This window comes from Clostridium frigidicarnis, from assembly GCF_900111985.1.
Taxonomy (GTDB): domain Bacteria; phylum Bacillota; class Clostridia; order Clostridiales; family Clostridiaceae; genus Clostridium_Z; species Clostridium_Z frigidicarnis.
The window spans coordinates 1-21,785 of the sequence record NZ_FOKI01000048.1 but is presented as its reverse complement, the minus strand read 5'-3'; the positions used below and the strand labels follow the sequence as shown (position 1 = coordinate 21,785).

The following is a 21,785-nucleotide window of genomic DNA, read 5'->3' as shown; positions in this document are numbered from 1 at the left end:
TGGTTGCGGGAGCAGGACTTGAACCTACGACCTTTGGGTTATGAGCCCAACGAGCTACCAACTGCTCCATCCCGCGTCATTATGTTGCGGCTTCGTTTCCTCAACCTATGTTCAAATTATAGCTTAATGGTAAGGGAAAGTCAAAGTGAAACAATACTATATTAGGCCTTTACAGCAAATGAACTACTTTATGGTATTATATAACCTTAAATGCTATAAGGTATAGCAGATTACGGAGAACTTACATTTAAAATTAGGTATAGGTTTATTTTCTCTTTGTTTTGAAGTTTTATACCTAAGCCAAGAAATTTAAAAGTTTATTGGAAGACAGGATGTACTTATAATAAGATACTTACTTTTATTAAGTGAACATGATAGAATAGGGGGAGGTGGTAATTAAAATGGATAAATATCATATGTGCCCCAAGTTTGAAAATGCATTTGAATTATTGGGAAAGAGATGGACTGGACTTATTATTAGAACATTGATGGGTGGACAGAAAAGATTCTCTGATATCTCAGAAACAATTCCTAATATAAGTGCTCGTATGCTTACTGAAAGATTTAAAGAGTTAGAAAAAGAAGAAATTATTATAAGAAAGGTTTATCCAGAAACACCTGTACGCATAGAGTATGAGCTTTCAGAAAAGGGCAGAGAATTACAGGATGTTATGGATGAAATTCAAAAATGGGCAGAAAAATGGAATTAATTTTTTAAATATAAAGAATTCTAAAACAATTTTAGGGTTCTTTATTTTTTATGTAAAAAATAATTATTGACTAAAGATAAAAAATATGTTCTAATTAATTTAAAGTTAATTACTTAATGTAAGTAGATAACAAAAATTAATTAAATAATTATTTGTAAAAGTATGAAGTTATAATTAGAGAGGGAGAGTAAAAATGTCAAGAAAGATACATAATAACCATAAGGGAAGATATCTTTCTTAGATCAAAAAACTTCTTATATTATAATTTTAAAAATGAAAAATAAAAATAAAATATTTATAAGGTTAGTAAAAAATGTTTTATTTTCGTAGAAAATAAATAGTTTATTAAAAATTGGAGGGATTTTAAATGAAAAAGAATTTTTATGATGCAGTGGCAGATAGAAGAACATATTATGGAATAGGAAAGGAATCAGTAATTTCTGATGAGAGAATCAAAGAAGTTGTTGAACATGCTGTAAAGCACACTCCTTCATCCTTTAATTCTCAAAGTTCAAGGGTAGTTATCTTATTAGATAAACAGCACGATAGACTATGGGATATTACTAAAGAGGCTCTAAGAAAGATAGTTCCAGCTGATAAGTTTAGTTCTACTGAGGAAAAAATTAACTCTTTCCGTAATGGATATGGTACAATTTTATTTTTCGAAGACAGTAGTGTAATTAAATCTCTACAGGAACAATTCGCTTTATATAAAGATAATTTTCCAATATGGTCACAACAAACAAGTGGAATGCACCAATATGTTATATGGACTGCATTAGAAGTAGAAGGATTAGGCGCATCTTTACAACATTATAATGAATTAATAGAAAGTGATGTAAAAGACGAATGGAGAATACCAAACAATTGGAAACTCATAGCGCAAATGCCATTTGGAAAACCAATTGCATCACCAGGGGAAAAAGAATATAAACCATTAAACAATCGTGTTAAAATGTTTAAATAGAATATTAGGAAAAGCCCATGTATATTACATGGGCTTTTTATTTGGGGGTAAATTTTAAACTTATAATTCTTAGTTAATAATTCTAGATATAATTGGAGAGGTGGTGTGTAAAATCACAAGACGGACTTAAGCTATGCATATATTTATGCTAATTGCTAAGTGATGTTATTATAAAGTTATGGACATAATAGCACTAACTAAGTAAAATAATATTTAATTAAGATAATATAAACCTTATAGTTTAAAGATAAGGAGCTAAAATGTATACTTAAACAAAATTAATAAAAACGATTTCTTAGAGTTGTTGGTTAAATATTTGTATACATTGAATTAACGAATAAACTACAATAGCACAGGAGAGTTTATATACAAAAGGAGGAAGTGAATTGAAAATTAATATATATGAAAATTATGAACTAATGTCAAAAAGGGTTTCAGAATACATTATAGACACTGTAAAGAAAAATCCGGAATCACTTTTATGTTTAGCAGGAGGGGATACTCCACTTAAAACTTATGAATACTTAGTAGAAGCTCATAATAATAAAGAAGTGAACTTTTCAAAATGTAAGTTTGTAGGACTAGATGAATGGGTAGGGTTAGCAAAAGAAACAAAAGGAAGTTGTGTAGAGATGTTAAATAAACATTTGTATGGCAAATTAGATTTAAGAGAAGATCAAGTCTGTTTTTTTGACGGACTTGCTAGTGATTTAGAGAATGAATGTAAGAAGGTAGACAAATTTATTTTTGATAATAAGGGCATTGATTTAATATTATTAGGACTAGGAATGAATGGGCATTTAGGATTTAATGAGCCTAATATTGATCCAGACTTATACTGTACTGTAGTTGAACTTGATGAAGTAACAACAACAGTTGGCGAAAAGTACTTTAATAAAAATATTGAATTGAAAAAGGGAATAACTATTGGCATGAAACATATTTTTAATAGTAATATAAAAATAATAATGGCTAATGGAGAAAGAAAAGCAGATATCGTTAAAAAAGTAGTTGAAAATAAAAAAACTAGAGAGATACCTGCAAGTCTATTAATTGACGAAAAATCACTAGATATATTTTTAGACTTTGGGGCAGCCAGTGAACTTAAAAAATAGAACAAATCTTTATTCAAACTACTTGTCTCCATGCTTTTCCTATGTATTGAGATGGGTCCATTTCGTTTATACATTTACATTTATCTAGTAATAGTTTTTTATATAAAATATTTTCCATATAATTATCTCTTTATAAAAATTATAGAAGTGTTATAAAATACAACATAAATCTATTATATAGAATAAGTAAGCAGAAAAAAAGAAAAACTATAAGAATAGAATAAATATTGAAGAGGGGTAATTTTAATGGAAACTATGATAGAGGATGCATATAAAATAGCAGATAAGCATGATGTTATTCTTAAAGGACACATAAAAATAAGTGGAGATGTTAATTGCTTATTATTTGCATATTATTGTGAAGATACATTGTTTTACAAGCATTTCTTTAAAGTATCTAAAGACACTCTTAGAGTAAATAGAAAGTGTAAAAAGAATCTTAAAGAAATAAAAAGTTTAATTAAGAAAGCAGGATATAACAAAGTATGGACAAGAGGAATATTTTCAGTTTATGGTGATTTACGTCCATTAGCTGTTGAAGCCAATTTTGGTAAATGGGGAAAGAATGGAATTATTGAAAATGAGAAATATGGTTATAATTTTTTAATATCTGCTGTATTTTATAAATAATAAATAAATCAATGAGTTAATTAAGACATATTTATTATAGAGTAATAACATAAAATATATGAGTGTTATTTTAGCACGTTATAATACATAAAATTATATATAAGGTTAATATGAAAGGGTCAATAAGAAAATATTGACCTTTTTAATTTATAATGAATTATATATAATAATATTTGAGAGATAAAAACACAGTTTCTGTTGGTAGTCAGAACCTATAGCGTTATAGCAGTAACCTGCCCTCCTGGGGTTGTCCGTTCTCTAGAAAATTTTTGATTTTACAGGAGGAAGGATTAAGATGTCATCAATTAAATTAACAGTTATTTTTGAGGAGCCCTTTTGGATAGGAGTATTTGAGTCATATGAGGATTACTCTTACAAGGTATGTAAGATAACTTTTGGAGCTGAACCCAAAGATGAAGAAGTTTACGACTTTATATTAAATAATTTTTATCATCTAAACTTTAGTAATGAAATTAAAGTTGATAGTAAAGATATTAGTGTAAAAAGGGAAAACCCTAAAAGATTGCAAAGAAGAATTAAAAAAGAAACTAAGGTTAAGGGTATAGGTACTAAGGCTCAAATTGCCTTGAAGGAACAGTATGAAGAAAATAAAATAAGTAATAAAAAAAGAACTAAAGAAGAAAAGAGGGAAGTAGAACAAAGAAAATTTGAACTTAAACAAAGGAAGAAACATGAAAAGCATAAAGGTCATTAGAATGACATATGTTAACTAATACTTTAAATCACCAATCTTAAAAAGATTGGTGATTTTTTGATATTAATTTTGTATGTAATACTTAAATTTTGGCTTTAACTTTAATAAGGCACATGAAAGAAAAAAATATTAAAATTCAAAATGTAAAAAACTATTTACATTTTGAATTTTAAGGAATATAATAAAAATGTAAAATATGTTTTACAAAGGGGGCACATTATGTTGGGATTTAAAAAGATGGATGAGATGGAAATGAGCATAAGTTTGAAAGCTATAAGAATATCTTGGGCTTATACAGCTTTGTTTTTAGCTATATGGTCTATACATGATACTTATAAAGGAACTGTTTCAAATTTAGCACCATTTTTAGTATCTACCCAAACTTTAATTTTAATTGGGGTCCAAAGTTTTTTAAAATGGAAGTTGGGTAAAGATGAAAAATAATATTAAAATATTAAGAAAAGAACTTGGTTATACTCAAGAACAATTAGCTGAAAATTTAAATGTTACAAGACAAACAATAAATGCCATTGAAAATGAAAAGTATAGTCCAACTTTAGAATTAGCAATAAAATTAGCAAGAATATTAAATACAACCGTTGACGAACTTTTCATTCTTGAAGAATAATATATAAAGCACTAATCTTAGTAAGGTTGGTGCTTTTACATTTTTATTTAAATTCATATATATGGTATAATTGTTTATATATTCAACAAAGTCAGGTAGAGTTAAGATGATAAACTTCAAATTAGTTGTTTTTGATATGGATGGATTAATGTTTGATACTGAAAGAATTGCATTAGATCCATAGAAAAAGGTAGCTATATTTTACTAGATTTATGCCCGCAATTCTCACATTTATAATTAATTTTTCCATTTTCTATGCTATCATAGGCATATAGATCTTTTTTCATTATTTCACCGCAGATAGGACATATAGTTTCTAAAGATTTTTCTTTATTTTCACATGTTGATTTCATAAGTTAATCCTCCTTTAATAATTACTAATAATATTATAACCTGAAAGAAAGTTTAATAAGAGATTTATTTTTAATAATGTGTTCATATATATGGTATAATTGTATGTATATTGAATTTAAATATAAAGAGGTGCAATTATTAATTTGAAATTAGCACATCATTAATATTTTTTAAGGGGGAAAAATTAATGAGTACTAAGAAAAAAATACTTACTATAGGGGGAGTATCCTTATTAATATTTGGATTAATATTTTTTGGAAAAAATCTATTTGTTTCTCTATCATATACGGATAAAACTAAACGTGATATTTTTGATAATGATGATAAGATTACCTCTCAATGGGATAGCTATTCATATTTATATTGTGCTGGTGAAAACAAAGATTCGGAAACAGACTTAGCTTTTAGGTTTACTGGCATGGACACTATTTGGAAAATTACTTCAGAAAATAATGTAGATATTTTAATGAAATACGATTCACAAATATCACATGGAAACTTTAAAGTTGTTTTAATAGATACAGATGGTAAAATAATAAATTTATCGGAACAAAGTATGGTTGGGGAGAAAATAGTAACTTTAAAAAAAGGAGAAAATAGAATAAAAATAGTTGGAAAAGATGCAAAGGGACAATTCAAATTAAAAATAGAGAGCAATGGATTAGTGACCTTAAATCCAGAGAATCATTAGGATGGTAAGGACATCTTAATCCATATTTAGAAGAATCAAAGTTAGAAGAATACGGTTTAACATTAATTAGCAAGGATTTATATATTGAAAAAGAAGGAATATATCTTCTTAATATTAAAACACAAGTATGGAAAGAAATTTTAAGTAGAAACTTTATTATTGAAGAATATAAAGATATATATATTGAAAAATTTGATCAATATAATAGATTGTTTTTATTAAGTAACAATAAGAAACTATAGATTTTAAAGATTAGGATAGTTAGAAATGTACATTAAAGTTTTAGAGCAATATATGGAAAATTAACTGAAAATTCTCTAAATATACAAGTGAGAATTATCTACTAATTAAGAAGATAAAGTATAAAAACTAATACTAAAACATAGGGGAAATGTAATGGAAAAATTAAATTTTGAACTGATTAATTCAGTTCTTTTTTTATTGTAAAATATATCTATAAAATGATATGATTGTAATGTGAATTTACATAAGTTAATGGATTTAACTATGAAAAATTTTATTGCATGCCAATAATTTAATGATTCACATAGAAAAGAAAAATTTATTTTGAAAGTGCAAAGATTAGCAGGTTGTAAATTAAAATTTTTAAACAGTAAGTTGAGCTTTTTGATCAAGGTAATATGAATTAGTGGTTTAGAAATTAGTAGTTCTCTATCACTTGGTAGAGCGAAATGATACATATAAGTATAAGGAGAAATATATATGGATACTTTTGAAAATATTCAGCCAGAGTATATAAATATTGACGAAACATTGAGATTAAGAAAGTATGACGGGAATCATGATTTTGCATTTAAATGGTATCAAGATAGTGAATTAGTAAGGCTGGTTGATGGTGAAAATGCTAAACCCTATGATTATGAAAAATTAAATGTTATGTATAATTATTTAAATAAAAAAGGTGAATTGTATTTTATTGAAATAAAGAGGGGATATGATTATTTAGCAATCGGGGATGTTACCTTTTGGAGAGAAGATATGCCAATAGTTATAGGAAATAAGAATTATAGAGGAAAAGGAGTAGGGTTAAAAGTTATTAAAGCATTAATAAAACGTGCCAAAACTTTTGGATATGAAAGGATATATGTTAATGAAATATATTCGTATAATATAGCCTCTCAGAGAGCCTTTGAAAAAGCTGGTTTTAAAAAGTACAAAGAAAAGGATACGGTATATTCATATGAACTGAAATTAAACACTATGAATGGATAATTTAAATTTTAAAAATGCATTATCTAAAGGATGGGAAGAGGATGCATTAATATTTATTGATCATAAAGTGGTTGGATTAATATGCATTGGAAAGAGCAGAGATTATGATAAGGATAATTTGGTTGATGAAATATGAGGGATATAAATATAGGTAAAGAATTTACAGAGATTAGATATTCTATAAAATTGTAAAAAAATGTAGAATAAAAGGAGCGTAAAGTAAAAATGTGTAATTTGTTCCAGTTTGAACATTTATGTAAAATTATCCAACAAATATGATATAATAATTTTATTGACCATTCAAACATTCATGTTGAATTGAGTATTTTATATAGTTTAAAATTGCAAAACAAATATTGTATTTTTAAGCTAAAATTTATTTTTATTTGTTAATTAGGAAGAATTCTATTCAAGAAGGGGCGGGTTTAATGTTAACGATTTATAGAGCAGAAAAGAAAGACATAAATAGCATTACTAAGCTGATTTATAAGTTAAATAATCAGAAAAAAAGTAATATTGGGTTCTGTGGCAAGGATAAGTATGAAATAAAAAAATGCCTAGAGGAATACTTTGAAGAAGAACCAGAAAGTAGTCCTTTTTTTTTATACAAAGAAGATGGAAAAATAGTTGGTATGTTAGGCTACGATGGAGATATTAAATCGGGAGTTGCAGAGCTTTGGGGTCCATTCATAGATATAGAAAATTATGAAAAATGGGAGATTATATCATATAACTTGTGGAATGAACTTATGGATTATGAAATAAATATAATAAGTTATAATATGTTTATAAATGTAAATAATAAAAATTGCATTAATTTTGCATATGATAGGGGATTTAGTTTAATTAATGAAGAGTTTGTTTTAAAATTATATAAAAAGGACTTCAAATACAATATAGATTATAAAATAAATGAAAGTAGGAAAAATGATCATGAGAAGATAATAGCTTTACACGATAACATATTTAAAAACACTTATTATACAGGAAAACAAATAATAGATAGAATAAATGATAATAGAAAAGTATTTACTATGGTAGAAAAGGAGGAACCTGTTGGATATGTATATGTAGAAGTTTATCCAGAGTTTGGAGATGCGTCTATTGAGTTTTTAGGGGTAGATGAAAATAAACGTGGACAAGGCTTAGGAAAAAAATTAATGAATAAAGCTGTAAATTGGATTTTTTCTTTTGATGAAATTAATGAAGTTAAGCTTTGTGTAAATAGTGCTAATAAAGCTCTTAAATTATATCAAGATATAGGATTTCAAGTTGTAGATGAACTAATATTTCTAAAATTATAAATTAATGAGTAGTAAACCTCCGGGTTCAATAGTGTGTTATTAATAATATGCAATCTGGAGGTTTAATTTGCTTAACTAATTGGGAAAAATTACGAATAAAGATAGTATAAGCATAATAAGGGGGAGATTGAAAATGAATATTTCAAGTATAGGAAATAGGCAAAATAATGGCTTTACTGCAATGTTAAATAACAACAATAAAAATAACAAAGAACAGGAACAAGTAAAAAATAATGAAGAAAATAAAAGTTTGAAATTTACACCGAATAAGAATCCAATTATAGAAGCTTTAGAAAAGGCTAAGGAAAATATACTAAAACAAAAGGAAAAACTTCAAGAAGAGTCAATGACTCCAGAAATGAAGAAAGAAAAAGTTGATGAATTAAATAAAACGCTTATAGACATAGAAAAACAAATTCAAGAGGCTGAAGTAGCTGAAAGAGAAAAGGAAAAGAAAAAAATTGAAGATAAACAAAAGAAAAATGATAAAGATGAAGAAAGAGATGGGGTTGTAGTTGCTGCAAGTCTTAAAAAGCTTATAAGTGCTAACCATCAAATGAAAAATGTATCAAATTTAAAATCCACTAAGGCAACTATGAAGGTAGAGGCAGGTTATTTAAATCAAAGCCAATCTATAAACCCTAATATGGATCCTAATGCATTTATTAATAGGCATAAGGCTAAGCTAGAACAAGGAATTGCTAGTTTAGATCATAAGATAAATAGTGAAATTGGAAAAGCAAGTAAAAAGGTAACAGAAAACATAGAAAAGCCAAAGAATGAAGAAAAGAAAAAAGATGATGAGAAGAAAGATGATAAGTAACGAGTAGATATTTTGGGACAGGCAAAAAGACTTAGTAAAGGGATTTAAACACTAAGTCTTTTTGTAATGTCTATGGTAAAGTTAAAATCTATGGCTAAAAATATATATAAGGAATGTTACTCTTAATATATAATATTAAGCTATTTTAGTAACCTTTAATTGATTAAGGAGTTCAGCAACATAATTAGTTAAATCAACTACTCTTGCAGAATAACCCCATTCATTATCATACCAAGAAACAATCTTGGCCATATTCTTTTCGATAACCATAGTTGAAAGTCCATCTATTATGGATGATCTATCATCACCTTTAAAATCAATAGAAACTAATGGTTTATCGCAATATCCTAATATACCATATAACTCATTTTCAGAAGCTTCTTTTAAAGCATTATTTATTTCTTCAACAGTAACTTCTTTTTCAAATTCACATACTAAATCTACAATAGATACTGTTGGAGTTGGAACTCTTAATGAAAATCCATTTAATTTTCCATCAAGTTCAGGTAAAACTTTACTAACTGCTTTTGCAGCACCAGTTGTTGTTGGAACTATTGATGTAGCACATGCCCTAGCACGTCTTAAGTCCTTATGACTTTTATCTAAAATATTTTGGTCATTAGTATAAGAATGTATAGTTGTCATTAAACCTTTAACTATTCCAAACTTTTCATGAAGAACTTTAGCAAATGGAGCTAAACAATTTGTTGTACAAGAAGCATTTGAAATTATATTATGATTATCTATATCTATATCTTTTTCATTAACCCCCATAACAACAGTTATATCTTCATCTTTACCAGGAGCTGTTATAAGAACTTTTTTAGCTCCTGCTTCTATATGACCATTTAAATCTTGTCTACTTTTAAATTTACCTGTAGATTCAATAACTATATCAACATCAAGGTCTCCCCAAGGAATTTCTTTTGGAGAAGAACATCTTGTTATTTTTATTTCCTTGCCATTTATTATCAAGGCATCTTCCCTAGCTTCTACATTACCCCTAAATGTTCCAAAGCAAGAGTCATAGGTGAATAAGTGAGCTAGTGTTTCACTATCAGCTCTAGCATTTATAGAAACAACTTCAAAATTATTGTTATCGTTTTCTGAAACGATTCTTAAAAAGGTTCTGCCTATTCTACCAAAACCATTAATACCTATTTTAATCATGAGTAATCCCCCTTGAATTTCTTGTTAAATATATTATATTCACATTTCGTTACTTGTTGATTAAATAGTATAACATATTTATCTTATGGTCAAACATATTGAGGGCTAAATTTCATTTAAAAATGGAATTTAAACCTAAATAGGTCTATTATCCTAAAAAAATCTACTTATTTTATAGAATACAATACTCTTTTTGAATAAATAGAATACTCTATTTAAAATATGATAAATTAATAAAATTTATTTTAGGCACGTTCAAAAAAATAACAAGTCAGTATGCTAGATTATAAAATTATTTAATTATTGGAATTTCAGTAGCAATTTATTATAATAAGCTTACCACCAAATAGGAAGACTTATAAGAAGCGAGAGGATGAATAGCATTGAAAGAAGTTTTGAAAATAAGAAATTTATCTAAAAAATTTAATGGCCATTTAGTTATTAATTCTCTAAATGCAACAATATATGAGGGAGATGTATTTGGGTTTTTAGGACCAAATGGAGCAGGAAAAACTACGACAATAAAAATGATTTTAGGTCTTATAAAGTGTAATAGTGGAGAGATTTATATAAATGGTATAAATGCTATGGAAAATTATAAAGAAGCTATAAGAAATGTATCAGCAATAGTGGAAACGCCTAAGTTTTATGAGAACCTATGTGCATATGATAATCTTAAAATAATAAAAAACTTTTATAAAGAAATACCAGAAAGTAGGATCATAGAGGTTTTAGAAATAGTAAACCTTGATAAATATTTAAATAAAAAGATAAAATATTTTTCTTTAGGAATGAAACAAAGGCTAGGAATAGCATCAGCATTACTTTCGAATCCAAGGATAATACTGTTAGATGAGCCCAGTAATGGGTTAGATCCTCAGGAAATAATAGAAATAAGACAACTCATAAAACGTCTTGCAGAAGATGAAAAAGTAACATTTTTTATCTGTAGTCACTTACTTCATGAAATAGAATTGCTATGTAATAGGGTTGCAATTATAAGTAATGGGTCTATTGCTATACAGGGTAAGGTAAAAGATTTATTAGATAATAGCAAAAATATATATGAGTTTAGGGTTAGTGATAAAAATAAATCTAAAGAAATAACTGAAAATTTTCAAGGAGTTACTTTTGACAGCTTTACTCATAAAGGAATGATTGTAGAGCTTTTGGATAAAAAATCTTGGGAGCTAAATAAAGAGTTTGTTATGAATGATATACAAGTTAGTGCCATACATAAAATAGGAAAAAGCTTAGAAGAGTATTTTATTGAGACAGTGGAAGGAATTGAAATATAATGATTACAGTTATGAACAATGAATTTATAAAAAATTTTAAAGGAAGTAAAAAGTTTGGAGTGTTTCTGTTTATTTTAATAGTGTTATCAATTACTTCTACTTTAGTTTATAAATTAGCTGATATTTCTCACGAAACATATTATTTAGTTATGAATACTATGACTATCTCCCTAGAGATAATACCAATATATATGGCTACTTTAACGTCAGACATGTTAACTGAAGATTATAAGAACGGTACTCTAAAAAATACAGTTTTAAGACCAATATCTAGAGGAAATATAATTTTAGGAAAGGCACTTTTTATTGTAGTAAGTGTTATGTTATTAATAATATTTAATGTTATATTTTCAACATTTTTTAGTTCAATTATATTTGGTAATGATATGCCAAGTAGTTATGAGCTTATAGAACTACTTGTAAGAGGAATTTTAACAGCATTTATACTAGGGGCATTTGGAATGGTATTAATCTTTATATCTTTATTTACTAATTCATCAGGTGTTGCTACTGGTTTTGGAATAGGAGTATTATTTGGAATGAAGGTAGTTTCAGTGGCGTTTTTAGCATTAGGGATTTTGCCAGAAAAATTCTCAGGAATATTTATAACAAATAGCTTCAATATGTTCGCAAATAACACATGGACTCAGGACAAGGTTCAGTTTAGCATATCATTTATAATGGTAGCAGCTTATTATATAGTATTTTCACTTTTATCAATTAAAGCATTTGAAAAGAAAGACATACTTTATTAATTCAAGGCTTTTGGGATTTTGGGGTTATGTTACTCTCTATTATTTTTGATATTATAATACAAATAAAATTCTTTAATGAAAATAGAATGATAGGCATTAGTAAACTATCAGATAGAACGAATCTTCATTCAGGGAATGTTAGATGAGTTAATCTAGGGGCGTAACCCCTGTTAATCGCTACTTTGTAAAAGGAGGGGTGTTACAGGTGATAGCCATCAGATAAACCGTAAGTATTCTTACTAAAAAAAGTGTGGATTTTGTTGAAAATTATATATCTATTTTAAAATCTAAAGAACCGTACAAAGAAAAGTGAGGTATCAGCATTAACAAACTATCTGACGAACAACTAGTATTGTTGGTATAAAAAACTTTATAGGGCGTTAAGAATTCCAATTGTTTGAACATAGTGAGTTATTGGAATTTAGCCATATAAAATTTTTTATACCTTACAATACTTTGTTCAGTCAGCTAGTTTGTGTTGCTGAGACCTCACTTTTCAATTTAGATGACTTTCTTTATGTTTAGATAAACTATCTGAAATTTATACTTGTTGTGGTTACTTCATTTATTATAATGAAGTCTTTTTTCATCCATCCTCTAGAATTTATGTTCTTAGGAGAATCTAAAAGAACTTCATACCAAATTTCATCTAGCACTTCAGCAGTACATAATAATTTTATTTTAGCTGAGGTATTCATTTTACAAAGTATAGGAGACGTTTCTAGTGGGGATAAGTATAATAATGAATTTGATTTTGCCTCACCGTATGAATACAGTGGTTCAGAAAATTTTATAGATAAAGAATTATATTTTTTTATTTCTTTAACTCTGTTTTTAAGTTGAGAATTTTCTTTACTTAAAACAATTAGCTTACGACGATTAGAATCAAGTTGATTGTTAAAGTACAAGTATTCACCACCAGTAGCTAATAATAATAATAGACAAATAAACTTCATAATAAACTCCTTGAAAGTAATGTATATAGTATATTTATTTTTAATACATAATAAATATTCTTAAATATTTATTAAGAATGCTAGTTGTTATGGAAACAAAGATTAAAGTGCTTTAATATAATACTATTATGTAAGTGTACAAGCAATTATTACAAAGGAGTTTTATTATGAGTAAGTTAGGTGTGGTTTTTGCAGGTGGAGGGGGCCGTGGTTCCTACCAAGTTGGTGTGTGGAAAGCACTTAAATTATTTGGAATAGATAAATATGTTGAAGTTGTATCTGGTGCATCAATAGGTGCATTAAATGCAATGATGTTTATACAAGATGATTTTCAAGGTGCAGAGGATACATGGCTTAGTAGTTCCCAAGAGAGCATGTTTCCAGTTGATGAGAAAATAATAATAAGAAATCTTTTTCTCTTAGAGAAAGCTAGATATGAAATGGACAAAATAGTTCAATGGGCAAATAATTTAAGTAAAGATGGAACAATAACTAGAGATGGTCTTATAGATACTATGGAAAATCATTTAGATTATGAGGGACTTAAAGATGCTAAAATGAATTGCTATATAAGTTGTTGTAGGGTACCAGATATGGAAGCTGAGTATTTAACCATAAACAACAAGGGAAAAGAAGATATACAAAAGATATTATTTGCGACTTCAGCAGTTCCATTAGTTTTTGAAGGTGTATTTATAAATGGAAAACAATATATGGATGGTGGATTGAAGGATAACATACCAATTAAGCCCTTATATGATGAGGGATGTGATGTTATAATCGCTATATATTTTAATAAAGAAGATAGGATAGATAAATCTTTATATAAAAACTGTAAAATAATAGAAATTTTTCAGAGAGAATCCAGTGGATGGATAACAGGTGCTCTTGATTTTTCAAGAGAGGCTTCGTTAAATAGAATAATAGAAGGATATAGAGATGGGTTAAAAATATTTGATGGTATACTACAAAGAAATTATGACAATGCTGATATTGTGGAAATTTTAAAAGATAAATATGAAGAAATAATAGCTAGAGTGGATGAAAGATTAAGTGAGGAAGTTTCTTTAGAGGCTGGATTTGAAAATGGAATAAGAAAAATAAAACAAATGCAGATAATAAAGCATAATTTAAAACAGGTGAGAAAAAATAATATTAATGAATTTAAGCGTAGTGGGTATTATAAAGAAAAAAGTGTTTGGAAAAAAATGAGAAGAAACTTTATAAAGAAAAAATAATATATTTATATAGATTTCAAGTAAATGATATTAGTTCATAGTATAGGCTATGGGATAATATTACTGACGCAGTATGGCACGAAATAGACTATCATACTGACTTGTTATTTTTTGAATGTGTCTTATAGAATAAAAAAGCAGCTAAATTAATAGCTGCTTTTTAGTTATATGAAACTTCATTAGATAATGTATAGGATAATATATCTTTAATTGAGAATTTATCTTCTACTATTAATATTTTCTTCATAAGGCCTCCAAGGTTTTTACTTTATTTTAACATTTATTGTATGAAAGAAAAAATATATGTTGTAAAACATAGAGGTGTTTAAATTTAAAGAAGAAAAAATAGCAAAAATAAATAATTTTTCATTGTTTCTATATTACACAAAAAATCTAACCTTAATCTAACTAAGCTTTATATATAATAAAACCATGACATAGACATAAGAAATGAATGAAAAACAAATAAGAGGAGGAACTTATTATGAAAATGAAAAAAGTTGGAATTGGATTATTAGTAGCTGCAATATCACTTGGTGGTACTATAACTGCATTTGCTGCAAGTGACGGGGGAGAAAAAGGGACAGAGTCAGGAGCAAAAACTATAGAGAGTAGTTTAAAAACATATAATGAGGGAGAGAAAATGCCTGATATACCAGAAGGTGCTGTGCAAATGGACAAGAAGGTTATTAATAGTGATGACGATAAAGTTGGCGCTGAAAATATAGGGGTTAATTATAAAACATATAAAGAGGGAGAAAAAATGCCTGATATGCCAGAGGGCGCTGTACAAATGAATAAACAGATTATTGAATAGCAATAGAGATAATAAGTAGTAAATTTAAATATCATTACATCATCATCAAAGGACACACAGTTTTGTGTGGCCTTCTGGTATTTGATTATGTCCAGAATAAAACTTCTATAGTTAAAAACATCCAAGGTGGTAAGAATTGGCTGTCTTATATTCGTTACTTATATTTTTCCAATATATTATTGAGAAAGTAGAAACTACTAAAATAATTAGTATAGCTAATATTTTTATATAATTTCTTCAACTAAAACCAACACCTTTCATCTACTGTATATATATAAATAGAATTACCAATGAAATAGCCACAAGTAATAATCTTAAAAATTTTTTAAAATCCACAAAAATCACCTCTTAATTAAATTTTCATCCTATAAGTCTAGTTTAAAAGAATAGTTTTAAGTTTTTTTTAAGAAAAGTATTAAGAATTATTAAGAATTACCGTATAACACTTGTAATTACCAAATGATATATAAGATCTATTTAATAATTGAATTACATTACCTAAGTTTTTACGTATTAAATTTATTATAGTAATCTATGCTGAACATAAGCTTAATACATAGGTGAATTTTATGATGGTTTAGTATAAAAATAATAAATTGAATTCTTGACTGACGAATAAATAACTAGTATAATCTAATAAAAGAATAGGATAAGTTAAGAGGGAGTAACTACCCATGTAATGGGAGATATGGTCAACATACTGGTCTTAGACCTGGCTATATCATGGCATTTTGTCACAGTGAGACTTTTAACACAATAAAACATAATTGTGCATGTGTTTTATTGTGTTAGAGGTCTTTTTTAATGTAAAGGAAAGTATAAAAATTTCTGATTATAAAATATTGATGCAATTTAGGGTTAGAGAGATTTTTAATTAGTGACAAGTTGAAAGTGATAAATGACAAGTTAAGAGGGAGTAACTACCCATGTAATGGGAGATATAGTCAACATACTGGTTTTAAACCTGGCTATATCATAGCGTTTGCTACAGTGAGACTTTTAACACAAGGATATCATTATAGGTATTTTTGTGTTAAAAGTCTTTTCTTTTTTGTTTGAAGTTAAAAATATAAATTTTATTCAGCCACAAGAACAAGTTAAAAGTTACAGGTTGCAAAGTACAAGTGTGGTTTTAATTAGAATAATTTTATGTTATTTGGGAGCTGAGGAGAAATCACAAGGTAAGTAAAGTCTGGAGGTTGATAATAAAAAAGAAGAGGTCTTTGACTTTGATGGAGGTGACGGGCAAAAGATTAGTCAGCTTACATTAATATATAGAATTTATATGAAAAATTAATAATGGGTTTGGAGGAGAGTAAATGAAAGTTTTTCAAGAATCAATTGAAGAGATTGTAAATGAACTTGGGGTAAACATCATTACGGGATTAAATGAAAAACAAGTGGGTGATAGTCAAAATAAATATGGTAAAAATGAATTTTCACCTGGAGAAAAGGTATCTTTGTGGAAAAAAATAATGCAGGCACTAAAGGAACCTATGATATTAATATTGTTTATAGCGGCACTAATAACAATAGGGATGAATCTATATAAATATTCACAAGGAATGCATGCAGAGTTTACAGAAAGTATTGGTATTGTTGTTGCAATAACACTTTCAGTAAGTATAAAAATAATAATGGAGGGAAAATCAGAAAAGGCTTTTGAAGCATTAAATAATATAAATGATGATGTTAAAGTTAAGGTGTTAAGAAATGGGTCCATACAATATATAAATAAAAAAGATGTTGCTGTTGGAGATATTGTAAAGCTTGAAATTGGAGATAAATCTCCGGCGGATGGTAGATTAATAGATTCTTTCCAACTAAAAGTGGATGAATCTATGTTAACGGGGGAGAGTATTGCAGTCAATAAGGACTATAATGAAGTTATTCTTAATGAAAAAGCTCCTTTAGCAGAACGTAAAAATATGATTTTTTCAGGAACATTTATAACTTATGGACAGGGTGCTATTGTTGTTACTTCAGTAGGTGATGATACAGAAATGGGTAACATAGCAGCTGAACTTAAAAGTACAGAGGGTAAGTCTACACCTTTACAGGAAAAATTGGATAAACTAGCTAGATCCATAACTATACTAGGTGTAATAGCAGCGGGAATCATATTTCTATATGAAATATTTAAAATTTACACAGCCAATAGTATATCATTTGATACAGTACAAGAAGCCTTTATGACTAGTGTTGCTTTAATTGTTGCAGCTGTGCCAGAGGGATTACCTACAATAGTAGCAATGACATTAGCATTGAATATAATAAAAATGGCTAAAAGTAATGCTCTAGTAAGAAAATTGATAGCTTGTGAGACTATAGGTTGTATTAATGTTGTCTGTTCAGACAAGACAGGAACTCTTACAAAAAACCAAATGACTGTTATTGATGTTTGGAGTAATGGTGAATTAGTAAAACCAGAACAATTAGAAAACAGATTAATGATAGAAAACTTTACAATAAATAGCACAGCAGATATTAATGTAGAAAATGAAAAAGTAGAATTTATAGGTAATCCAACAGAGGGGTCGCTAATTAAAGCTTTTACTAATACCATTTGTTGTAAAAATCCAAAGAAGTGTAAAAATTATAAAAAGGGAACCTTAGTCTGTGGTGAAAAGTGTGAGAAATATATAAGTAAGGAAAGGGGTACTGTTATATATGAGGATATAAGAAATTTATCTAATATAGTATTTCAATATCCATTTAACTCAGAGAAAAAATCAATGACTACAATAATTGAAGAGGATGATTTTTATAAGACATATACAAAAGGAAGTCCAGAAAAGATCATATCATTGTGTAATAGAATAATAATAAATAATGAGATTTGTGAATTTACAGATGAGTTAAAGAAAAATATAAATGGTGAAATTGTTAATCTTCAAAAAGAAGCCAAGAGGATACTTGCGTTTTCTCATAATAATATTGAGAAAAAGTGTAGTGATTGGAATAGTTCTGAAAAAGATATAGAGAAGGATATGATATTTGATGGGTTTGTTTCAATAGCTGATCCATTAAGAGATGATGTATATGATGCAGTGCGTAAATGTAAAAAATCAGGTATAAATTTGAAGATATTAACAGGAGATAATGTTGTTACAGCTACATCTATAGCTAAGCAACTAGATATAATTGAAGATGATAGCATAATTATAGAAGCTCAACATATTGATGAAATGTCAGATGATGAACTTATAAATATATTAGATAGAATAATAGTAATTGCCAGAAGTAAACCTGTTACAAAGATGAGGATAGTTAAACTTTTAAAAAATCAAGGAAATGTTGTTGCTGTAACAGGGGATGGAATTAACGATGCTCCTGCTTTAAAAAATGCCGATGTTGGAATAGCAATGGGTATAACAGGTACAGAAGTATCAAAAGAAGCAAGTGACATAGTTTTGCTGGATGATTCTTTTTCAACGATACTAAAAGGTGTTGAGTGGGGAAGAGGAATTTATGAGAACTTTCAAAGATTTATACAGTTCCAATTAACAGTTAACCTAGTTGCAGTACTTATTGTGTTTATATGTGAAATCTTAGGTCTTGATTTACCATTTACAACAATACAGTTATTATGGGTAAATTTAATTATGGATGGACCACCAGCCTTGTCCTTAGGACTAGAAGCATTGAGAAGTCACTTAATGAATGAAGAACCTGTAAAGAGAGATGCAAATATAATAACAAAAAACATGTTATATAGAATAGTCTGTAATGGTATCTTTATAGTAATTATGATGATGCTACTTATAAAAAAAGAAATTTTAGGTGGTACTTATATAGAACAATCTAGTATAGTATTTACTACCTTTGTTATGTTCCAATTGTTTAATGCATTTAATTCAAGGGAATTAGGAAATGAAAGTATCTTTTCTAATCTATTAAAAAATAAAACTATGCTTTCAATAATAGGTGGAACTTTTATATTACAGATACTTATAACCCAATTTGGGGGAATAGTATTTAGAACATCACCATTATCATTAATAATGTGGATAAAGATAATAGCATATTCATTTTCAGTTATATTTTTTTCAGAGATATTAAAGATTATAAGAAGATATCTTGAAAATAAAAGATAATAAAATACACATATAGTGATTAGTTAATATAAGGATAAGAATTACTCCATAGCATAATTTAAGATAACACTAAATAAAATAAGTTCTTCTAATAATATGTGAATATAAGTTAAAAAACAAAGTTTAACATATTAGGCACATGAAAGAAAATAACAAGTCAAGGATGCCATGTATATTTTGTGTCAGAGAACGAAAGGCACGCCCTTTTTTAGTGATAAATTAAAAGTGACAAGTGGCAAATTGATGTTGAAAATAATAGATTTTCTTTAATTATATTTTTCAAATCTTAAAATCTTCCTTAGAAGATTTAACCGCAACTTGTCACTTGTAACTCATAACTTGTCACTCATTAAAGTTTTCACCCCTCAATTCTTAACTAACTTAGGCAGATGAAAGAAAATAGACTAGCATACTGACTTGTAATTATTCTAATTATCACTAATAGCATATTTAAGAGTTTTTCCTATGCTATCATTAATAACTATATTAGCAAAATGATCAAATTTAGTAGAACTCTTATTAATTAATATAAGATTCTTGCCACTAAAATATCTCAAAAGTCCAGCAGCAGGATATACAGTAAGAGAGGTTCCCCCAACTATTAAAGTGTCTGCTTTAGAAATATGTTCAATAGCAGAAGTTAATACAGATTCATCTAAAGATTCTTCATAAAGAACAACATCAGGTTTAATTAGTCCGTTACATTTAGAACAATGAGGTACTAAAGTGGTAGAATTTAAAACATAGTCTAAATCATAGAAAGTATTACAATCTATACAATGATTTCTATAAACAGAACCATGTAGTTCTAAAACACTTTTACTACCAGCTTCTTGATGAAGATTATCTATATTTTGAGTTATAATAGCTTTCAGTTTTCCTCTTTTCTCTAGTTCAGCAAGACTTAAATGAGCATCATTAGGTTTAGCATCTTTATAAATCATCTTATCTTTATAGAATTTATAAAAATCCTCAGTATTATTAAAGAAAAAAGTATGACTTAAAATTTCTTCTGGTGCATACTTTGATTTAGTCTTTTCATTATATAATCCAGAAGCAGATCTAAAATCAGGAATATTTGATTCCGTAGAAACTCCAGCTCCTCCTAAAAATACAATATAGTTAGAAGAATTTATTACATCTTTTAATTTATCCATAGAAATCACCTCAAAAAAGTTAATAAGACACATGAAATAGACTGGCATACTGACTTGTTATTTTTTGAATGTGCCTAAATAGATTATACCAAAATTATTATATAGGGTATGTAATATAAATGTTATTATTAAAATAAATATTTAAAACTTAAATTACAATCATGAATTTAGTATCATTACATATAATACATAATTGTTAATTTAAGTTTTATTGTTATGCAATGAATCAAAAAAATGGAATATGTCTTTTATATATAAGCTAAACTCAAAGTTAAAGAATACTTACTTGTTCTTCAGAACTTTATAATGAAGTTAAATTTATGGAGAACTTTCAGAAGTACTTCATATAGCATATAGTGACAAGTTGTAAGTGAGAAGTTAAGGATGAAATCTTCTCAGGAAGGTTTCTAAAATAAAAATATATTATTAAAGAAAATCTGTGATTTTCAACCTAAACTTTCAACTTTCCACTCTCAACCTTCAACTTTATATTTAGGAAGTCTATGACTTCCAACAATAATCGTCAATTTTCAATTATCAATTGTCAATTGAAAAAAGGGTGCAGCCACTTTTGTTCTATAAAAGTTAAGAAGGTAAAAACATTAAAAAAACATCCTTATATAGAGGTTTTATATCAATGTTTTTATTGAAAGTATTAGAAGATAAGGATAAAGGATATAAAACAAAGGAAAACTATACCTAGTGTATCTATATAAGGAATTTTAAGAAAAACCAACAAAAAATAAGAATAAAAGATTTAACTTTGGTAAATAATAAATTAGCAAAGAAAGGTATATTATGCTATATGATAATATAGTCAATGTCGAAAGACGACAGCATCTTAACCGGAAAAACTTCAAGTTAACAAATTGATTTAAAAAAAATCAAAAAAAGTGTTGACAAGAAAACAAGCTGATGTTAAGATAAAGAAGTCGCTTGAGGCGATAACAAAATAAAACAAAATGATCTTTGAAAATTAAACAGATTAAGATAAAGAACCAGCAATTCTTTTACAGTAAATAATTAGCGAAAAGCTAAGAGATTAAACTTTTTAAATTGAGAGTTTGATCCTGGCTCAGGATGAATGCTGGCGGCGTGCTTAACACATGCAAGTCGAGCGAGAGAGT

At 27.5% G+C, this 21,785-nt stretch carries 21 protein-coding genes, 1 tRNA gene and 1 rRNA gene; 18 read left to right on the top strand and 5 right to left on the bottom strand.

Annotation, left to right across the window (positions count from 1 at the left end; genetic code table 11):
• Positions 1-76 (bottom strand) — tRNA-Met (locus BM119_RS17385).
• 325 nt (positions 77-401) lie between these two features.
• On the opposite strand from BM119_RS17385, the gene BM119_RS17380 reads away from it, so the two are divergent.
• The 7 genes from BM119_RS17380 to BM119_RS17350 all read left to right on the top strand — a co-directional run bounded on the left by BM119_RS17380 (position 402) and on the right by BM119_RS17350 (position 4,765).
• Positions 402-710: a winged helix-turn-helix transcriptional regulator gene (locus BM119_RS17380; RefSeq protein WP_090042987.1), complete on the top strand. Its 309-nt coding sequence runs from the start codon at positions 402-404 to the stop codon at positions 708-710.
• A gap of 367 nt (positions 711-1,077) precedes the next feature.
• Complete coding sequence (locus tag BM119_RS17375; RefSeq protein ID WP_090042986.1) at positions 1,078-1,677, top strand: nitroreductase family protein; 600 nt, start codon at positions 1,078-1,080, stop codon at positions 1,675-1,677.
• 386 nt (positions 1,678-2,063) lie between these two features.
• The gene (locus BM119_RS17370) at positions 2,064-2,792 is read left to right on the top strand and encodes a 6-phosphogluconolactonase (protein ID WP_090042985.1); all 729 of its coding nucleotides are present in this window, start codon (positions 2,064-2,066) and stop codon (positions 2,790-2,792) included.
• Between the two features lie 246 nt (positions 2,793-3,038).
• Positions 3,039-3,422 (top strand): hypothetical protein, encoded by a 384-nt coding sequence (locus tag BM119_RS17365; RefSeq protein ID WP_090042984.1) that lies wholly within the window; start codon positions 3,039-3,041, stop codon positions 3,420-3,422.
• Between the two features lie 295 nt (positions 3,423-3,717).
• Positions 3,718-4,137, top strand: coding sequence for a YjdF family protein (locus tag BM119_RS17360; RefSeq protein ID WP_090042983.1), 420 nt, complete (start codon positions 3,718-3,720; stop codon positions 4,135-4,137).
• Positions 4,138-4,356: 219 nt separating this feature from the next.
• Positions 4,357-4,581 (top strand): hypothetical protein, encoded by a 225-nt coding sequence (locus BM119_RS17355; RefSeq protein ID WP_090042982.1) that lies wholly within the window; start codon positions 4,357-4,359, stop codon positions 4,579-4,581.
• The gene (locus tag BM119_RS17350) at positions 4,571-4,765 is read left to right on the top strand and encodes a helix-turn-helix transcriptional regulator (RefSeq protein WP_090042981.1); all 195 of its coding nucleotides are present in this window, start codon (positions 4,571-4,573) and stop codon (positions 4,763-4,765) included. Before BM119_RS17355 ends, BM119_RS17350 begins: the two co-directional genes overlap by 11 nt.
• 194 nt (positions 4,766-4,959) lie before the next feature.
• Here the strand turns inward: BM119_RS17350 and BM119_RS20070 are convergent, their stop codons facing one another.
• Entirely contained in the window at positions 4,960-5,118 is a 159-nt protein-coding gene (locus tag BM119_RS20070) for a hypothetical protein (RefSeq protein WP_177199484.1), read from the bottom strand.
• Positions 5,119-5,306: 188 nt separating this feature from the next.
• On the opposite strand from BM119_RS20070, the gene BM119_RS17345 reads away from it, so the two are divergent.
• From BM119_RS17345 to BM119_RS17330, 5 genes are all read left to right on the top strand, one after another.
• Positions 5,307-5,810 carry a hypothetical protein gene (locus BM119_RS17345; RefSeq protein WP_090042980.1) on the top strand — a complete coding sequence of 168 codons (504 nt, stop codon included), beginning with the start codon at positions 5,307-5,309 and terminating at the stop codon, positions 5,808-5,810.
• A 723-nt stretch (positions 5,811-6,533) separates the two neighbouring features.
• Positions 6,534-7,043 (top strand): GNAT family N-acetyltransferase, encoded by a 510-nt coding sequence (locus BM119_RS17340; protein WP_090042979.1) that lies wholly within the window; start codon positions 6,534-6,536, stop codon positions 7,041-7,043.
• Complete coding sequence (locus BM119_RS20065; RefSeq protein WP_177199483.1) at positions 7,036-7,179, top strand: hypothetical protein; 144 nt, start codon at positions 7,036-7,038, stop codon at positions 7,177-7,179. The genes BM119_RS17340 and BM119_RS20065 overlap by 8 nt, the downstream gene beginning before the upstream one ends.
• A 292-nt stretch (positions 7,180-7,471) precedes the next feature.
• Entirely contained in the window at positions 7,472-8,347 is an 876-nt protein-coding gene (locus BM119_RS17335) for a GNAT family N-acetyltransferase (RefSeq protein ID WP_090042978.1), read from the top strand.
• A gap of 133 nt (positions 8,348-8,480) precedes the next feature.
• Complete coding sequence (locus BM119_RS17330; RefSeq protein ID WP_090042977.1) at positions 8,481-9,170, top strand: hypothetical protein; 690 nt, start codon at positions 8,481-8,483, stop codon at positions 9,168-9,170.
• Between the two features lie 135 nt (positions 9,171-9,305).
• Here the strand turns inward: BM119_RS17330 and gap are convergent, their stop codons facing one another.
• Entirely contained in the window at positions 9,306-10,340 is a 1,035-nt protein-coding gene (gene gap / locus BM119_RS17325; RefSeq protein ID WP_090042976.1) for a type I glyceraldehyde-3-phosphate dehydrogenase, read from the bottom strand.
• Between the two features lie 383 nt (positions 10,341-10,723).
• Here gap and BM119_RS17320 point away from each other — a divergent pair, with 383 nt between their 5' ends.
• The gene (locus BM119_RS17320; protein ID WP_177199482.1) at positions 10,724-11,638 is read left to right on the top strand and encodes an ABC transporter ATP-binding protein; all 915 of its coding nucleotides are present in this window, start codon (positions 10,724-10,726) and stop codon (positions 11,636-11,638) included.
• Entirely contained in the window at positions 11,638-12,393 is a 756-nt protein-coding gene (locus tag BM119_RS17315) for an ABC transporter permease (protein ID WP_090042974.1), read from the top strand. The genes BM119_RS17320 and BM119_RS17315 overlap by 1 nt, the downstream gene beginning before the upstream one ends.
• Positions 12,394-12,923: 530 nt before the next feature.
• Here the strand turns inward: BM119_RS17315 and BM119_RS17310 are convergent.
• Entirely contained in the window at positions 12,924-13,349 is a 426-nt protein-coding gene (locus BM119_RS17310) for a hypothetical protein (protein WP_090042973.1), read from the bottom strand.
• 167 nt (positions 13,350-13,516) lie between these two features.
• Here BM119_RS17310 and BM119_RS17305 point away from each other — a divergent pair, with 167 nt between their 5' ends.
• From BM119_RS17305 to BM119_RS17295, 3 genes are all read left to right on the top strand, one after another.
• Positions 13,517-14,587, top strand: a complete 1,071-nt coding sequence (locus BM119_RS17305; RefSeq protein ID WP_090042972.1) for a patatin-like phospholipase family protein — start codon at positions 13,517-13,519, stop codon at positions 14,585-14,587.
• Positions 14,588-15,071: 484 nt separating this feature from the next.
• Complete coding sequence (locus tag BM119_RS17300; RefSeq protein ID WP_090042971.1) at positions 15,072-15,404, top strand: hypothetical protein; 333 nt, start codon at positions 15,072-15,074, stop codon at positions 15,402-15,404.
• A gap of 1,319 nt (positions 15,405-16,723) precedes the next feature.
• Complete coding sequence (locus tag BM119_RS17295; RefSeq protein ID WP_090042970.1) at positions 16,724-19,501, top strand: cation-translocating P-type ATPase; 2,778 nt, start codon at positions 16,724-16,726, stop codon at positions 19,499-19,501.
• A 428-nt stretch (positions 19,502-19,929) separates the two neighbouring features.
• Here the strand turns inward: BM119_RS17295 and BM119_RS17290 are convergent, their stop codons facing one another.
• Positions 19,930-20,667 (bottom strand): NAD-dependent protein deacylase, encoded by a 738-nt coding sequence (locus tag BM119_RS17290; protein WP_177199485.1) that lies wholly within the window; start codon positions 20,665-20,667, stop codon positions 19,930-19,932.
• 1,043 nt (positions 20,668-21,710) lie between these two features.
• Here BM119_RS17290 and BM119_RS17285 point away from each other — a divergent pair.
• A 16S ribosomal RNA gene (locus BM119_RS17285) occupies positions 21,711-21,785 on the top strand; the annotation flags it as partial.

What these genes read in the sequence shown, in the direction of transcription:
- BM119_RS17380 (WP_090042987.1), top strand. Translation starts at nt 402, where the DNA reads ATGGATAAATATCATATGTGCCCCAAGTTTGAAAATGCATTTGAATTA.
- BM119_RS17375 (WP_090042986.1), top strand. Translation starts at nt 1,078, where the DNA reads ATGAAAAAGAATTTTTATGATGCAGTGGCAGATAGAAGAACATATTAT.
- BM119_RS17365 (WP_090042984.1), top strand. Translation starts at nt 3,039, where the DNA reads ATGGAAACTATGATAGAGGATGCATATAAAATAGCAGATAAGCATGAT.
- BM119_RS17360 (WP_090042983.1), top strand. Translation starts at nt 3,718, where the DNA reads ATGTCATCAATTAAATTAACAGTTATTTTTGAGGAGCCCTTTTGGATA.
- BM119_RS17355 (WP_090042982.1), top strand. Translation starts at nt 4,357, where the DNA reads ATGTTGGGATTTAAAAAGATGGATGAGATGGAAATGAGCATAAGTTTG.
- BM119_RS17350 (WP_090042981.1), top strand. Translation starts at nt 4,571, where the DNA reads ATGAAAAATAATATTAAAATATTAAGAAAAGAACTTGGTTATACTCAA.
- BM119_RS20070 (WP_177199484.1), bottom strand. Translation starts at nt 5,118, where the DNA reads ATGAAATCAACATGTGAAAATAAAGAAAAATCTTTAGAAACTATATGT.
- BM119_RS17345 (WP_090042980.1), top strand. Translation starts at nt 5,307, where the DNA reads ATGAGTACTAAGAAAAAAATACTTACTATAGGGGGAGTATCCTTATTA.
- BM119_RS17340 (WP_090042979.1), top strand. Translation starts at nt 6,534, where the DNA reads ATGGATACTTTTGAAAATATTCAGCCAGAGTATATAAATATTGACGAA.
- BM119_RS20065 (WP_177199483.1), top strand. Translation starts at nt 7,036, where the DNA reads ATGGATAATTTAAATTTTAAAAATGCATTATCTAAAGGATGGGAAGAG.
- BM119_RS17335 (WP_090042978.1), top strand. Translation starts at nt 7,472, where the DNA reads ATGTTAACGATTTATAGAGCAGAAAAGAAAGACATAAATAGCATTACT.
- BM119_RS17330 (WP_090042977.1), top strand. Translation starts at nt 8,481, where the DNA reads ATGAATATTTCAAGTATAGGAAATAGGCAAAATAATGGCTTTACTGCA.
- gap (WP_090042976.1), bottom strand. Translation starts at nt 10,340, where the DNA reads ATGATTAAAATAGGTATTAATGGTTTTGGTAGAATAGGCAGAACCTTT.
- BM119_RS17315 (WP_090042974.1), top strand. Translation starts at nt 11,638, where the DNA reads ATGATTACAGTTATGAACAATGAATTTATAAAAAATTTTAAAGGAAGT.
- BM119_RS17310 (WP_090042973.1), bottom strand. Translation starts at nt 13,349, where the DNA reads ATGAAGTTTATTTGTCTATTATTATTATTAGCTACTGGTGGTGAATAC.
- BM119_RS17305 (WP_090042972.1), top strand. Translation starts at nt 13,517, where the DNA reads ATGAGTAAGTTAGGTGTGGTTTTTGCAGGTGGAGGGGGCCGTGGTTCC.
- BM119_RS17300 (WP_090042971.1), top strand. Translation starts at nt 15,072, where the DNA reads ATGAAAATGAAAAAAGTTGGAATTGGATTATTAGTAGCTGCAATATCA.
- BM119_RS17295 (WP_090042970.1), top strand. Translation starts at nt 16,724, where the DNA reads ATGAAAGTTTTTCAAGAATCAATTGAAGAGATTGTAAATGAACTTGGG.